This is a genomic window from Micromonospora fluostatini (genome assembly GCF_050410825.1).
GTDB lineage: Bacteria > Actinomycetota > Actinomycetes > Mycobacteriales > Micromonosporaceae > Micromonospora > Micromonospora rosaria.
The window spans coordinates 1,442,290-1,456,532 of sequence record NZ_CP191251.1 but is presented as its reverse complement, the minus strand read 5'-3'; the positions used below and the strand labels follow the sequence as shown (position 1 = coordinate 1,456,532).

At 73.8% G+C, this 14,243-nt stretch carries 13 protein-coding genes and 1 pseudogene; 3 read left to right on the top strand and 11 right to left on the bottom strand.

Features of this window, described 5'->3' with window-relative positions:
- Window positions 1-19: 19 nt before the first annotated feature.
- The 3 genes from ACQUFX_RS06195 to ACQUFX_RS06185 are packed head-to-tail and all read left to right on the top strand — an operon-like array spanning window position 20 to window position 3,165.
- Window positions 20-823, top strand: coding sequence for an alpha/beta fold hydrolase (locus ACQUFX_RS06195; RefSeq protein WP_428965060.1), 804 nt, complete (start codon window positions 20-22; stop codon window positions 821-823).
- 31 nt (window positions 824-854) lie between these two features.
- Complete coding sequence (locus ACQUFX_RS06190; RefSeq protein WP_428965059.1) at window positions 855-2,015, top strand: acyl-CoA dehydrogenase family protein; 1,161 nt, start codon at window positions 855-857, stop codon at window positions 2,013-2,015.
- Window positions 2,005-3,165, top strand: a complete 1,161-nt coding sequence (locus ACQUFX_RS06185) for a CaiB/BaiF CoA transferase family protein (protein WP_428965058.1) — start codon at window positions 2,005-2,007, stop codon at window positions 3,163-3,165. Before ACQUFX_RS06190 ends, ACQUFX_RS06185 begins: the two co-directional genes overlap by 11 nt.
- 95 nt (window positions 3,166-3,260) lie before the next feature.
- Here the strand turns inward: ACQUFX_RS06185 and ACQUFX_RS06180 are convergent, their stop codons facing one another.
- The 11 genes and pseudogenes from ACQUFX_RS06180 to ACQUFX_RS06130 form a co-directional block, all read right to left on the bottom strand.
- Window positions 3,261-3,455, bottom strand: a complete 195-nt coding sequence (locus ACQUFX_RS06180; protein ID WP_428965057.1) for an acyl-CoA carboxylase subunit epsilon — start codon at window positions 3,453-3,455, stop codon at window positions 3,261-3,263.
- Window positions 3,452-5,010: pseudogene (locus tag ACQUFX_RS06175) on the bottom strand (acyl-CoA carboxylase subunit beta). The gene ACQUFX_RS06180 and the pseudogene ACQUFX_RS06175 overlap by 4 nt, the downstream one beginning before the upstream one ends.
- A 1-nt stretch (window position 5,011) precedes the next feature.
- A complete protein-coding gene (locus ACQUFX_RS06170) occupies window positions 5,012-6,469 on the bottom strand; it encodes an FAD-dependent monooxygenase (RefSeq protein ID WP_428965056.1) in 1,458 nt (485 codons plus the stop codon).
- A gap of 12 nt (window positions 6,470-6,481) precedes the next feature.
- Complete coding sequence (locus ACQUFX_RS06165) at window positions 6,482-7,975, bottom strand: FAD-dependent monooxygenase (protein WP_428965055.1); 1,494 nt, start codon at window positions 7,973-7,975, stop codon at window positions 6,482-6,484.
- Window positions 7,972-8,922: an aromatase/cyclase gene (locus ACQUFX_RS06160; RefSeq protein WP_428965054.1), complete on the bottom strand. Its 951-nt coding sequence runs from the start codon at window positions 8,920-8,922 to the stop codon at window positions 7,972-7,974. The genes ACQUFX_RS06165 and ACQUFX_RS06160 overlap by 4 nt, the downstream gene beginning before the upstream one ends.
- 26 nt (window positions 8,923-8,948) lie before the next feature.
- Window positions 8,949-9,731 (bottom strand): 3-oxoacyl-ACP reductase FabG, encoded by a 783-nt coding sequence (gene fabG / locus ACQUFX_RS06155; RefSeq protein WP_428965053.1) that lies wholly within the window; start codon window positions 9,729-9,731, stop codon window positions 8,949-8,951.
- 13 nt (window positions 9,732-9,744) lie between these two features.
- Window positions 9,745-10,020 (bottom strand): acyl carrier protein, encoded by a 276-nt coding sequence (locus ACQUFX_RS06150; RefSeq protein ID WP_428965052.1) that lies wholly within the window; start codon window positions 10,018-10,020, stop codon window positions 9,745-9,747.
- A gap of 42 nt (window positions 10,021-10,062) precedes the next feature.
- Window positions 10,063-11,301, bottom strand: coding sequence for a ketosynthase chain-length factor (locus ACQUFX_RS06145; protein ID WP_428965051.1), 1,239 nt, complete (start codon window positions 11,299-11,301; stop codon window positions 10,063-10,065).
- Window positions 11,301-12,569: a beta-ketoacyl-[acyl-carrier-protein] synthase family protein gene (locus ACQUFX_RS06140; protein WP_428965050.1), complete on the bottom strand. Its 1,269-nt coding sequence runs from the start codon at window positions 12,567-12,569 to the stop codon at window positions 11,301-11,303. Before ACQUFX_RS06140 ends, ACQUFX_RS06145 begins: the two co-directional genes overlap by 1 nt.
- Window positions 12,566-12,895: a TcmI family type II polyketide cyclase gene (locus ACQUFX_RS06135; RefSeq protein ID WP_428965049.1), complete on the bottom strand. Its 330-nt coding sequence runs from the start codon at window positions 12,893-12,895 to the stop codon at window positions 12,566-12,568. The genes ACQUFX_RS06140 and ACQUFX_RS06135 overlap by 4 nt, the downstream gene beginning before the upstream one ends.
- A 373-nt stretch (window positions 12,896-13,268) precedes the next feature.
- A complete protein-coding gene (locus ACQUFX_RS06130; protein ID WP_428966874.1) occupies window positions 13,269-13,931 on the bottom strand; it encodes a response regulator transcription factor in 663 nt (220 codons plus the stop codon).
- Window positions 13,932-14,243 lie beyond the last annotated feature (312 nt).

The following is a 14,243-nucleotide window of genomic DNA, read 5'->3' as shown; positions in this document are numbered from 1 at the left end:
GCGGTGTCAGGCTGGCCCCGTGCGCCCCACGGACCCGGCCCGGCTCGCCCACCACCGGTGCGGGAGCGGCCCGCCACTGGTGCTGGTCCACGGCATCGGCAGCCGCTGGCAGGTGTGGCGGCCGGTGCTGGCCGACCTGGCCCGGCACCGGGACGTCATCGCGGTGGACCTGCCCGGCTTCGGCGTCTCCCCGCCCTGGCCCGCGCCCGGTCCCGGGTGGGCCCCCGGCTCGGTGCCGCACCTCGCCGACCGGGTGGCCGCCTTCCTCGACGCCCTCGGCCTGGACCGGGTCGAGGTGGCCGGCAACTCGCTCGGCGGCGGCGTCGCGCTGGAGCTGGGCCGGCGGGGGCGGGCGACCCGGGTCACCGCGTTCGCGCCGATCGGGTTCTGGGGGCCGGCGGGGCGGCGCTGGTGCCAGGCGGTGGTCGGTGCCGCCCGGTTCGCCAGCGTCGCGCTGCGCCCCGCCCTCCCCCGGGTGCTCGGCACCCGGGCCGGGCGGGTGCTGTGCTGCGGCGCGTTCCACGGCCGTCCCGGCCGGCTGGACCCGGCCGAGTGTGTGGCCTCGGCGGCGGCGCTGGCCGGCGCGACCGGTCTCGCGGCGGCCCGGACCGCCTTCGCCGGGTGGCGGGCACCGGGGCCCGTCGGGGTTCCGGTGACGGTCGTCTGGGGCACCCGCGACCTCGTCCTGCCGTACCGGACGCAGGCCCGGCGGGCCCGCGCGGCGCTGCCGGCGGCCCGGCACGTGGCGCTGCCCGGCTGCGGGCACCTGCCCTTCGCCGACGCCCCGGAGGCCTGCGCGCGGCTCATGATCGAGAGCTGTTGACACACCGCCAACAAGACGTGAGGGTGGATCCATGTCGACAGCCGACCCGCACCCCCCGCCGTGGCGCCGACCCGAGCACGACGACCTCGCCGAGCTGGCCCGCGCCTTCTTCACCGCCGAGGTGCTGCCGCACACCGAACGGCTGCTGGCCCAGGGCCACCCCGACCGCGCGCACTACCGCCGCGCCGGCGAGCTGGGGCTGCTCGGCCTCTCCGTGCCCGAGGCGTACGGCGGCGGGGGCGGCGACTTCACCCACGAGGCGGTCCTGCTGCACGAGCAGGCCCGGTGCGGGGAGAGCAGCCTCGGGCTGGCCGTGCACAGTGGCATCGTCACCGGCTACCTGGTGGCGTACGGCAACGACGAGCAGAAGCGGCGCTGGCTGCCCGGCCTCTGCACCGGCGAGCTGGTCGGGGCGATCGCGATGACCGAGCCCGACGGCGGCTCCGACCTGCAGGCGATGCGGACCCGGGCGGTACGCGACGGCGACGGGTACCGGGTCACCGGGGCGAAGACGTTCATCAGCAACGGCGGCCTGGCCGACCTGGTGCTGCTCGCCGCCAAGACCGACCCGACCCAGGGCGCGGCCGGGATCTCGCTGCTGGTCTGCGAGGTCGGCGGGGACCCGGACGGGTTCCGCCGGGGCCGGCTGCTGTCGAAGATCGGGCTGCACGGCAACGACACCGCCGAGCTGTTCTTCGACGACCTGCGGGTGCCGGCCGGGCACCTGCTCGGCGACGCCGAGGGGCTCGGCTTCGGGCAGATGATGGGCCAACTCCCCCAGGAACGACTGGTCATCGGCATCGGCGCGGTCGCCGCGATGGAGCGGGCCATGGCGCTGACCACCGCGTACGTCAAGGAGCGCACCGCCTTCGGCAAACCGCTGATCGCGCACCAGAACACCCGGATGGTGCTCGCCGAGTGCGCCACCCGGACCCGGGTCGCCCGGGTCTTCCTGGACGACTGCGTCGCCCGGCACGCCCGGGGCGGGCTGGACGTGGCGACCGCCGCGATGGCGAAGTCCTGGCTCACCGAGGGGCAGTGCGAGGTCGTCGACCGGTGCCTGCAACTGTTCGGCGGCTACGGCTACACCACCGAGTACCCGATCGCCCGGATGTACGCCGACGCCCGCGCGCAGAAGATCTACGGCGGCACCAACGAGATCATGAAGGAGCTGATCGCCCGTGCCCTCTGACGACGGGGTCGACGACGCCACCGGGCCGGCGCGGGCCGGGCCGCTGGCCGGGGTCCGGGTGGTGGAGCTGGCCAGCCTGGCGCCGGCCCCGTTCGGCTGCATGGTGCTGGCCGACCTCGGCGCCGACGTGGTTCGCGTCGACCGGCCGGGCGGCCCCGGCGCGGGCCGGCTGGCCGCCCCGGCGACCGGCCCGGTCCAGCGCGGCCGGCGGGTCTGCGCGCTGGACCTGAAGTCCCCGGCCGGGGTGGCCGACCTGCTGCGCCTGGTGGAACGGGCCGACGTGCTGGTCGAGGCGTACCGGCCGGGGGTGGCCGAGCGGCTCGGCCTCGGCCCGGACGTCTGCCGCGAGCGCAACCCCCGGCTGGTGTACGCCCGGATGACCGGCTGGGGCCAGGACGGCCCGTTGGCCGGGCGGGCGGGACACGACATCGACTACCTCGCGGTGGCCGGCGCGCTGGAGCCGCTGGGCCGGGCCGGTCAGCGCCCGCACGCGCCGCTGAACCTGCTCGGCGACTTCGCCGGCGGCGGGATGCTGCTCGCCGTGGGGGTGCTGGCCGCGCTGCTGGAGCGGGAGCGCTCCGGCGTCGGTCAGGTGGTCGACGCCGCGATGGTCGACGGGTCGGCGCTGCTCACCGCGTTCCTGCACGGGCTGCTCGGGGCCGGCATGTGGCCGGCTCCGCGCGGGCACAACCTGCTCGACGGGGGCGCCCCGTTCTACGACACGTACCGCACCGCCGACGGCCGGTTCATGGCCGTGGGCGCGCTGGAGCCGGCCTTCTACGCCGCGCTGCTCGACGGCCTCGGCCTGGCCGACGAGCCGGACCTGCCCGCGCAGGACGACGTGGGCGGCTGGCCACGGCTGCGCCGCCGGTTCACCGAACGGTTCGCCGAGCGCACCCGGGACGAGTGGACGGCGGTCTTCGCCGACCGGGACGCCTGCGTCGCCCCGGTGCTCGCCCCCACCGAGGCGCACCGGCACCCGCACAACGCCGCCCGGGGCACCTTCGTCGACGTCGGCGGCGCGGCGCAGCCCGCCCCGGCCCCCCGGTTCGGCCGCACCCCGACGGCGACCCCCCGACCGGCCCCCGACCCGCACCGGGACCGGCTGGACCTGCCGACCGTCCTGGCCACCTGGCCACCCCGGGTGTAAGGAAGGGCCCCCTGTTAACGCTTCCGGTAGAGGAGGGGCCCCTTGTTAACCGGGCCGACCGCGACGGGCCGGGCGGCGCGCGCCCGGCCCGTGCATCAGCGCCAGCTCGCCGGGCTGCGGTACCCGGTGCCGTCGAGATGGGCCCAGGAGGCCCGGGGGCGTTCCCCGGCCGCGCCGGGGTCGTCCCGCCCGGCGGCGCGCCCCCGGGCCAGGACGACCAGCAGCGCAGCCAGCTCGTCGTCGGTGACCTGCCCGCGCACCACCCGGACCGCCGGTGGGGCCGGGGTCACTGGGGCGGGTTCCCGTGCTTGCGCGCCGGCAGGTCGGCGTGCTTGGCGCGCAGCATCCGCAGTGCGCGGGTGAGCACCCGCCGGGTCTCCGACGGGGTGATGACGTCGTCGACCAGGCCGCGCTCCGCCGCGTAGTACGGATGCATCAGCTCCTCCTCGTACCGCTTGACGAGCTCGGCCCGGGTGGCGTCCGGGTCGGCCGCGGCGGCGATCTCCCGCCGGAAGATCACGTTGGCGGCGGCCTGCGCCCCCATCACCGCGATCTCGTTGGTGGGCCAGGCCAGCGCCAGGTCCGCCCCGATGCTGCGGGAGTCCATCACGATGTACGCGCCGCCGTACGCCTTGCGCAGCACCACCGAGATCCGGGGCACGGTCGCGTTGCAGTACGCGTAGAGCAGCTTCGCCCCGTGCCGGATGATCCCGCCGTGCTCCTGGTCGACGCCGGGCAGGAAGCCCGGCACGTCCAGCAACGTGACCAGCGGGATGTTGAAGGCGTCGCAGAGCTGGACGAACCGGGCCGCCTTCTCGCTGGCGTCGATGTCCAGCACCCCGGCCAGCGACATCGGCTGGTTCGCCACCAGCCCCACCACGTGACCGTCCATCCGGGCCAGGGCGACCACCACGTTCGTCGCCCACCGCTCGTGGATCTCCAGGTGCTGGCCGTCGTCGACGAGTTCGGCGATGACGTCCCGCACGTCGTACGGGCGGCTGCCGTCGGTGGGGACGACCTTCTCCAGGGTGGGGCAGCACCGGTCCGCCGGATCGTGGGTCGGCTCCGTCGGCGGCATCTCGCGGTTGTTGCCGGGCAGCAGGGACAGCAGGTACCGCACGTCGGCCAGGCAGGTGCGCTCGTCGTCGTAGACGAAGTGCGCGACGCCGGACCGCTCGGCGTGCACGTCGGCACCCCCCAGGCCGTCGTGGCTGACCTGCTCCCCCGTCACCGCCTGGACCACGTCCGGGCCGGTGATGAACATCTGCGAGGTGCCCGGACCATGAAGACGAAGTCGGTCAACGCCGGGGAGTACGCCGCCCCACCCGCGCACGGCCCGAGCATCACGCTGATCTGCGGGATCACCCCGGAGGCACGGGTGTTGCGCTGGAAGATCCCGCCGTAGCCGGCCAGCGCGGACACCCCCTCCTGGATCCGGGCGCCCGCGCCGTCGTTGAGCGAGACCACCGGGGCGCCGGCGGCGATCGCCATGTCCAGGATCTTGTGGATCTTCTCGGCGTGGGCCTCCCCGAGCGCCCCACCGAAGATCCGGAAGTCGTGGGCGTAGACGAAGACCGTCCGGCCGTGCACGGTGCCCCAGCCGGTGACCACCCCGTCGGTGAGCGGCCGCTTGTTCTCCAGCCCGAACCCGGTGGCCCGGTGCCGCCGCAGCGGCTCCACCTCGACGAACGACTCCTCGTCCAGCAGCACGTCGATGCGCTCCCGGGCGGTCAGCTTGCCCCGGGCGTGCTGACGTTGCGTGGCCCGGGGGTCGGTGCCGAGGCGGGCCTCCTCCTTGAGCCTCACCAGCTCCCGCGTCCGGTCGCGGCCCGGCAGGACGGTCACGTCACTGCCCGGCCGGTGCCGGCTCGCCGAACCACCGGCGCAGCGCCGCCGCCAGGCCGTCCGGCTCCGCGCCCACCCAGGCGACGTACCCGTCGGGACGGACCAGCAGCGCGGGGACACCGGCGAACTCGGCGGCGTCGCTGGTCGCCACGGTCACCGCCACCCGGTCGGCGTACCCGGCCGCGACGGCGCGCAGCCCGGCGTCGTCGGTGAGGTCGAGCAGCACCCCGGTCGCCGGGTGCAGCAGCTCCGTGGTGGTGGCCGCGCCGTGCAGCGCGCGCGGTGGCAGCCGCCGGCCGAGCAGCGGGTGGTCGCCCGCGCCCACGTCGTACCGGACCTCCAGGCCGCTGACCATGCCGGCCAGGTGCCGGCCGACCGTGTCGTACGAGATCAGCTCGGTGAAGAGGGTACGCAGCGGCTCCGCCTCCTCACCGCCGAGGAAGACCGCGTTCTGCACCCGGGTGTTCAGCAGCAGCCGGGCACCGACCGGGTGCCGCTCGTCGTGGTACGTGTCGAGCAGCCCCTCCGGGGCGTGCCCCCGGACCACGGCGGCGAGCTTCCAGCCGAGGTTGGCGGCGTCCTGCACCCCGACGGAGAGCCCCTGGCCGGCGGCGGGCAGGTGGATGTGCGCGGCGTCGCCGGCCAGCAGCACCCGGCCGCGCCGGTACTCGGTCGCCTGCCGGGTGGCGTCGGTGAACGAGCTGACCCACAGCGAGCCGCCGTGGCTGATGCTCTCGCCGGTGATCCGCTCCCAGGCGGCGGCGACCTCCTCGAAGCTGACCTGCCGCTCCCGCTCGGTGGGCGGGGTGCCGTGCTCGCAGACGATGATCCGGTCGACGCCCTCGGCGAGCGGGGCCGCCATCACCATGCCGTTGGCCAGCTTCTCGCCGAGGAAGCGGGGCCGCAGCGCGCAGCCGACCACGTCGGCGAGGTACATGCCCCGGGTGGCCGGGGTGCCCTCGAACTCGAAGCCGACGAGCTTGCGCACGGTGCTCTGCCCACCGTCGCAGCCCACCAGGTACGCCGCCCGCAGCCGCCGGGTGCCGTCGGGGGTGTCGGCGACGATCGTCACGCCGGAGCCGTCGTCGGTGAGCTCACGCAGCTCCCAGCCGCGCCGGATGTCCACACCCGTCTCGGTGGCCCACTTCTCCAGCACGTCCTCGGTCTGCGACTGCGGGACGCCGCGTGCGCCGAAGTGCGCGTCGGGCAGCACGGAGTAGTCGAACTGCACCCCGCCGAAGTGGCCACGCGGGCTGGTCTCCAGCTCCCCGAAGCGCGGCAGCAGGCCGCGCTGGTCCAGCGTCTCCATGGCGCGGGCGGTGAAGCCCAGGCCACGGGACTGCCCGGTGGGCTCGGCGAGCCGCTCCACCAGGACGACGCGGGCGCCGCCCAGGCGCAGCTCCCCGGCGAGCATCAGGCCGGTCGGGCCGGCGCCCACCACGATGACATCGGTGTCCATGAGGTCTGCCTCCTAGTCTTCGGCGGGCGCCGGGGTGGCCGGCGGCCCGAACCATCGGTCGAGCGCTGCGGTGGCGTCCCGGGGGTCGGCACCGGTCCACGCCAGGTAGCCGTCCGGGCGGACCAGGACGGCCCCGGCACCGGCGAGCGGCCCCGGTTGCTCGGGCACCGCCGCCACGGCGGTGACCCGGCCGCGCCACGGCGCGGCGGCCCGGCGTACCCGGTCGGGACCGGCGCCGGTGAGATCGAGCAGGAGCCCGCGCCCCGGGTGCAGCAGGGCGGCGGTGTCGGTGTGGACGCCGTCCCCGGTGAGCGCGGTGGCCGGCAGGCGGGCGCCGAGCAGCGGGTGGTCGCCGGCGCCGACGTCGTAGCGGATGTCCAGGCCGCTGACCATGCCGGCCAGCCGGGCCCGGACCGCCGGTACCCGGATCAGTTCGGCCAGCACCGTCCGCACCGCCCCGGTCTCCGGGCCGCCGAGCAGCAGCGCCGACTGCGCGGCGATGTTGCCCAGCACCCGGGCGCCGACCGCGTGCCGCTCGGTGTGGTACGTGTCGAGCAGCCCCTGCGGGGCGCGCCCACGGACCACCGCGGCGAGCTTCCAGCCCAGGTTCACCGCGTCCTGCAGGCCGAGGTTCATCGCCTGCCCGCCGACCGGCATCTGTTGGTGTGCCGCGTCACCGGCGAACAGCACCCGGCCGTGCCGGTAGCGGGTGAGCTGCCGGTTGGCGTCGCCGAACGCGTTGACCCAGAGCGGGGTGCCGCCGCTGATGTCCTCGCCGGTGACCCGTTTCCACGTCTGCGCGACGTCGGCGAAGGTCGGCTCCGCCGGCCCCTGCGGCGCGGGCGCGCCGAACTCGTGCACCATCACCCGGGTGACGCCGTCGGGCCGACGGGCGGCGATGGCCAGCCCGGCGGGCAGCCGCTCGAACCGTCGGTCCGGCACGTCGATCCCGGCCACGTCGGCGCGGAGCAGTTCCCGGCCGGCGGACCGGCCCGGGAAGTCGGCCCGGAGCAGGTCGCGCACGGTGCTCTGCTCGCCGTCGCAGGCGACGAGGTGGGTGGCCAGGATCCGGGCCTCCCCCACGCCGGTGGCGACCACGGCCTCGACGTGGTCGCCGTGGTCGACCACGTCGAGCAGCCGCCGGTCCCGCCGGACCTCCGCGCCGAGGCGCACCGCCCAGTCGGCCAGCAGCCGCTCGATCCGGGCCTGGTCGATCTTCCAGGCCCCGGGGTACGGCGACGGCAGTCGCAGGTCCAGCGGGATCCCGCCGAAGTGCCCCCAGGGCGAGCTCGGCACGGTGCCGAGCTCGCCCAGCAGGCCACGGCTGTCCAGTTGCTCCATCGTCCGGCTGTGCACGGTGGAGGCCCGCGACTCGGTGGTCGGCACCGGCAACTGGTCCAGCACGGTCACGTCCACGCCGCCGAGCCGCAGCTCACCGGCGAGCATGAGCCCGACGGGGCCGGCACCGACCACCAGCACCCGGGTCTGCGGCGGCGTGCCGGTCATGACCCGGCGTTCTTCTCGACGTGCTCCTTGGCGTAGCCCAGGGTCGCCCGGCTGTTCGTGCTCAGCGCGTCCCGCACGTAGTCGCGGGCCTGCACGACGGTGGCGTCCGGGCCGAGCACCGCGGCGATGTTCGCGGTGTTCACCACGATGGTGTGCTGGGAGGTCACCGCCACCCCGTCGGCGTTCTCCTCGAAGGTCCACCGGCCGGTGTGCAGGCTCATCAGCTTGGGCAGGGTGACCTGCTTGTAGGCGATCAGGCTGGGCGGCAGGGTGACCCGGTAGGACCGGGTCAGGTGGGTGGAGCCGTCCTTGGCCCGGGTCTCCATCTCCAGGTCCTGCAGGCCCGGGGTGTCCTCGGTCAGCGTGACCCGGGCCACGTGCGGCAGCCGCTGGTCCCACAGGTGGGCCTCGTTGATGAAGTCGTACGCCTCCTTGCGGGGCCCGTTGATCTGCACGGTGTCCTCGAAGGACAGGGTCGCCTCGGCGGCGGCGGTGGCCAGCTCGACGTTGGTCTTCAACGCGGCCAGCTCGGACCGGGAGTTGCGGTCCACCGCCTGGTCGATCCAGGCCAGCCCCTCCGGGTCGTCGTCGACGGCCCGGTACTCGTGCAGCAGCCGGACCCGGGTCCGCCCCGCACCGGCCGGCTCCAGCAGCCAGGTGCCGGACATCGACGCCACCGGCGGCGCCGACACCTCCTGCCGGAACTCGATGCGCCGGGCGACCGGGTCGAGCACCCGGCGGGAGGTCCAGTTCTTGGCGGTGCCGTTGGCGGTGGCCCAGATCCGGATCCGCTCCGTGCCCTCGCCGGCCTCGAGCTGGTCGACGTAGATGGTCGGCGGGAAGATCTGCGGCCAGTTGACGACCTCGGCGATGAGCCGGTAGACCTCGTCGGCGGGTGCGTCGATCTCGATGTCGTGCTCAACGGTGCGCGTGCCGGCGTCAGACATGCCAGCCCTCCTCGGTGTGGTGGGGGTCAGAAGTTGCCGAGGCCGCCGCAGACGTTCAGCGCCTGCGACGTGATCGAGGCGGCGGTGTCCGAGGCGAGGTAGCCGACCAGGCCGGCGACCTCCTCCGGGGTGCTGTACCGGCCCAGCGGGATCTTGGCCTGGAAGCGGGTGAGGATGTCGTCCTCGGTGACGCCGTGCACGGCCGCGTACCCCTGCCGCACCCGCTGGGCCATCGGCGTCTCGACGTAGCCGGGGCAGACCGCGTTGACGGTGATGCCGGTCGGTGCCAACTCGTTGCCGAGCGCCTTGGTGAAGCCGACGACGCCGTGCTTGGAGGCCGAGTACGGCGCGCCGAGCACCACGCCCTGCTTGCCCGCGGTGGAGGCGATGTTGATGACCCGGCCCCAGCCGCGCTCCCGCATCCCGCCGGCGTTGAGCACCTCGACGGTGACCCGGAAGACGCTGTTGAGGTTGGTGTCCACCACGTCGAGCCAGAGTTCCTCGGCGATGTCGGCGGTGACCCCGCCACCGCTGCGGCCGGCGTTGTTGACCAGCACCCCGATCGGGCCGAACCGGTCGACCGCGGCGCGGACGAAGGCGCGCACCGACTCGGTGGAGCGCACGTCGACCGCGGCGCCGGCCACGGTCAGCCCCTCCTCGGTGAGCTCCTTGACGGTGGCGGTGACGTTCTCCTCGGTCCGGGCCCCGATGAAGACCTGGTGCCCCTGCTGGGCCAGCAGGCGCGCGGTGGCCAGGCCGATTCCGCTGGTGGCGCCGGTGACCAGGGCGACCTTCTGCTGCGTGGACATGTGGCGTTCCCCCTCAGACCGCTGCGCCGCTGGTGGTGCCGAGGCGGGTGTTGACCGCCTCGATCAGGCCCCGTGGGGTCCGGGAGTCCATCACGTCCTCGTCGCTGAGACTGACGCCGAACTCCCGCTCGATCCGGCTGCCGGTCTCCAGCAGGGCGATGGACTCGTAGCCGAGCTCGTCGAACGTGGTGTCGATGGTGTCCGGGCCGAGGGCGCCGCCCTCGGTCTCGCCGGCCCCCTCCACCAGGATCCGGTGCAGGTCGTCGACGGTGAACTGACGGTCGGTCATGGTCTTCCTCTCGTTGTCGTACGCGGCGTCGGTGAGCCGTGGTCAGCGCGCGCCGGCGACCCGCTGCGGGTAGCCGGAGCGCAGCAGCACGGCCGAGTTGAAACCGCCGTAGCCGCGCGCCAGGACCAGCGCGCTGCACAGCTGGGCGGCCCGGGGGTGGTCGGTCACCAGGTCCAGCCGGTACCGCTCGGCGGGGGTGACGTTCACCGTCTGCGGGATCAGGCCCTCGTCCATGGCGAGCAGCGCCGCCGCCAGGTCCAGCGGGGCGGCCCCGGAGTAGAGCCGGCCGGTCATGGTCTTCGGCGCGGTCACCGGCACCCCGTACGGGCCGAAGACCTCGGTGATCGCGTCGGCCTCCGCCTGGTCCAGCTCGGGGATGCCGGCGGCGTCGGCGAAGACCACGTCGACGTTCTCCGGCGGCACGTCCGCCTCGGCCAGGGCCAGCCGGATCGCCCGCGCCAGGCCGGGTCGGCCGCCGCTGCCGGGCGCCGGGTCGAAGGTGGCGCCGTACCCGGCGACCTGCCCGTACACGTGGGCGCCCCGGGCCACCGCGCGGCTGGCGCGCTCCATCACCAGGATGGCGCCGCCCTCACCGGGGACGTGGCCGTTGGCCCGCTCGTCGAACGGCAGGTACGCCCGGTCCGGGTCGTCGCTGGTGCTCAGTCGCCGGCTGGCGAGCTGCGCCACCCAGCCCCACGGGCACAGGGAGGCGTCCACCGCCCCGGTGACCATCACCGCGGTGCCCTTGCGGACCTGCCGGCGGGCGTTGGCCACCGCGTCCAGGCCGCCGGCCTGGTCGCTGACGACCACGCCGCTGGGGCCCTTCATCCCGTTGCGGATGGAGATCTGCCCGCTGTTGACCGCGTAGAACCAGGCGAACGACTGGTACGCGCTGACGTAGCGGCTGCCCTGGCTCCACAGGTTGCGCAGCTCGTTCTGGCCGAACTCGAAGCCGCCCTGCGCGCTGGCCGTGCAGACGCCCATGTCGAACGCCGGCAGGTCGGCCGGGGTGATCCCGGCGTCGGCCAGCGCCCAGTCACCGGCGACCAGCGCGAGCTGGGTCATCCGGTCGGTCTGCGGCAGCAGCCGGCCGGGCAGGTGCTCCCCGGCGACGAAGCCACTGATCTCGCCGGCCAGTCGGGCCGGGTAGCCGTCCGCCTCGAAGCGGGTGATCGGGCCGATCCCGCTCACCCCGCGCCGGGTCGCCGACCAGTACGGCGCCGTACCGAGGCCGGTCGGCGAGACGATGCCGAGGCCGGTCACCACCACCGGGTCCGTCATCACGGCCTCCGTCCGGGTCCGGTGAGCACCATCGCGCTCTGGAAGCCGCCGAACCCACTGCCCACGGTGAGGACCGCGTCGGTGCGGTGCTCGCGGGCGGTCAGCGGCACGTAGTCCAGGTCGCACTCCGGGTCCGGGTTGTGCAGGTTCGCGGTCGGCGGCACGACGTTGTGCTCGATCGCCAGCGCGCAGGCGGCGATCTCGATGGCGCCGATCGCGCCCAAGGAGTGCCCGACCATCGACTTGATCGAGCTGACCGGGGTCCGGTACGCGTGCTCGCCCAGGCTGTCCTTGAACGCGGCGGTCTCGTGCCGGTCGTTCTGCTTGGTGCCGGAGCCGTGGGCGTTGATGTAGTCGATGTCCTCGGGGTTCAGGCGGGCCTCGCCCAGCGCGGTCCGGATCGCCTCGGCCATCTCCTTGCCGTCCGGTCGCAGCCCGGTCATGTGGAAGGCGTTGCTGCGGGTGGCGTAGCCGGCGATCTCGGCGTAGATGTGCGCGCCGCGCCGCCGGGCGCTCTCCAGCTCCTCCAGCACGAACACCGCCGTCCCCTCGCCCAGCACGAAGCCGTTGCGGGTGGCGTCGAACGGCCGGGACGCGGTCTCCGGCTGCTCCCGCCGGGGCGAGGTGGCCTTGATGGCGTCGAAGCAGGCCATGGTGATGGGTGAGATCGGCGCGTCGGTGGCCCCGGCGACCATCACGTCGGCGCTGCCCTCCCGGATCAGCTCGACGGCGTAGCCGACCGAGTCGATGCCGGACGTGCAGCCGGTGGAGATCACCGTGGCCGGTCCCTGCGCGCCGACCGCCCACGCCACCTCGGCCGCGAACGAGCTGGGCACCAGGTAGTCGTAGAGGTGCGGCACCGCGTAGGTGTGGTCGACCTCGTGCAGCCGGCCACCGTCGCTGACCACCCGGTACTCCTGGTCCAGCGACATGGTCGCGCCGACCGCGCTGCCGATGGCGACCCCGGTGCGGTGCTCGTCGACGTTGTCGAAGGCCAGTCCGCTGTCGGCGACCGCCCCCCGGGCGGCGACCACGGCGAACTGGGCGGCCCGGTCCATCCGCCGGATCTCCTGCGGGGTCAGGCCGTGCTGCTCGGGGTCGAAGTCGATCTCGGCGGCGACCTGGGACCGGAACGGCGCCGGGTCGAAGAAGGTGATGGTCCGGGTCGCGGTGCGGCCGTCGGTGAGCAGGCTCCAGAAGTCCTTCGTTCCGGCACCGCCGGGGGCCAGCACCTCGATGCCGGTGATGACAACTCGCCTCTCGGTCACGCCGAGCCCTCCCAGGTGTAGAAGCGGGTCGCCATCGCGTCGGCCGGCGACCGCCAGGTCTGCGGGTCGTACGCCTCGATGAAGGGCTTGAGGTCCTCGCTGATCTGGACGAAGCGGGGGTCGTTGCGGACCCGCTGGATCCGCTCACCGCCGTCCTCGTCGTCGAAGTCCTGCAGGTGGAAGTAGAGGCCGCGGTAGCTGAAGAGCTGACGTCGGCGGGTGCCCATCCGGTGCGGCATCTCACCGGCGTCGAAGCCGGCGAACAGCTCGGCGACGTCGCGGCTGGACGCCGGGTCCATCCGTGCCACGATCAGTGTGCTGTGCATGGAGTTCTTCCTTCCGGATCGGCTCGACTCCAGAACGCGCGGACGGCGGTGCCCGGACCCGGCCGCACGCCGGACCCGCCCCGGCCCGGTGCGCGGTCCGGCCCGGGGCGGACCGGGTACCGTGGCCCGACCGTGGTTGGCGGGGACGACCGTGTCCACGACCGGACTCCTGACTCTGCGGGTGATACGGTCGGCCGAAATGGCGTCAGCGCATTTCGGCGACACGTCCGGGATATCTGCGAACCAGGTTCGCAAGAATCGTCAGGGCCGTTCAAGACGGTGAAATACAAATTCTGTCAGGTCTATGCCAAGACTTCTGTCAGAGCTGTGCAAAATCGCGTGGTCGAGCGCGTCGTGGTCCCCCCGGACAGACTCACACCTGGGCCAGGTCGCCGAGCCGGAACCCGACCCCGCGCACCGTGATGATCCAGTCACTGTTGCCGAGCTTGTTGCGCAGGCTGCTCACGTGCGTGTCGACCGTGCGGCGCGACCAGGTGTCGCCCCACACCTCGCACATGATCTGCCGGCGTGGGATGACCGTGTCCGGGGCCGACGCCAGCAGGCAGAGCAGGTCGAACTCCTTGCGGGTGACGTCGACGCGCCGCCCGTGCACGCTGACCTCCCGCGACCGCGCGTCGATGCGCAGCGGCCCGCGCAGCAGCACGTCGTCGTTGACGCGCAGCGGCCGGGCCCGCCGCATCACCGCCTCGATCCGGGCCATCAGCTCGCGGAACCCGTACGGCTTGACCACGTAGTCGTCCGCGCCGGCCTGCAGGCCGAGCACCCGGTCCAGTTCACTGCCGAGGGCGGTCACGGCGATGATGGGCACCCCGCAGGCCGCCCTGATCCCCCGACACACGCCGAGCCCGTCCAGATCGGTCAGCTCCAGGTCGAGCAGGACCAGATCGGTGTCCTGGTAGGAGGACAGCGCCTCCTCCCCCGTCGCGGCGTGCCGCACGTCGTGCCCGTGCCGACGCAGCCCGCGGGCGAGCGCCTCCATGTCCCGGAGGTCCTTCTCCACGACGAGGATCCGCAATGCATCGGGCGGCGACGCGATCACAGTGCTTACGTTCTGCGGCCTATCGTTCACGCGTACCCCAATGTGTCCGATCGGATGGAATACGACGCCCTCGGGCAGGCCGAATAGAAGAAACCGCCCCCACGGTTCCCCCCGATGCCCGGCCCCCTCCGGACCGGGTCGAGTGTACCGAGACAAAGCCAGTCTCCTATATGGTTAAATGGTTGTTTCAATATCGGCGTTCTTCTGTTGTACGAACGTTCGGAGTTTCCGGCATTCGCGTCAAGCGGCACGGATGGTGCGATCGGACAGGGCCGGCGCAGTGCCGGT

Coding starts and splice junctions, on each gene's coding strand:
- ACQUFX_RS06170 (WP_428965056.1), bottom strand. CDS start 6,469: ATGGACACCGATGTCATCGTGGTGGGCGCCGGCCCGACCGGCCTGATG.
- ACQUFX_RS06160 (WP_428965054.1), bottom strand. CDS start 8,922: ATGTCTGACGCCGGCACGCGCACCGTTGAGCACGACATCGAGATCGAC.
- fabG (WP_428965053.1), bottom strand. CDS start 9,731: ATGTCCACGCAGCAGAAGGTCGCCCTGGTCACCGGCGCCACCAGCGGA.
- ACQUFX_RS06135 (WP_428965049.1), bottom strand. CDS start 12,895: ATGCACAGCACACTGATCGTGGCACGGATGGACCCGGCGTCCAGCCGC.
- ACQUFX_RS06165 (WP_428965055.1), bottom strand. CDS start 7,975: ATGACCGGCACGCCGCCGCAGACCCGGGTGCTGGTGGTCGGTGCCGGC.
- ACQUFX_RS06190 (WP_428965059.1), top strand. CDS start 855: ATGTCGACAGCCGACCCGCACCCCCCGCCGTGGCGCCGACCCGAGCAC.
- ACQUFX_RS06145 (WP_428965051.1), bottom strand. CDS start 11,301: ATGACGGACCCGGTGGTGGTGACCGGCCTCGGCATCGTCTCGCCGACC.
- ACQUFX_RS06150 (WP_428965052.1), bottom strand. CDS start 10,020: ATGACCGACCGTCAGTTCACCGTCGACGACCTGCACCGGATCCTGGTG.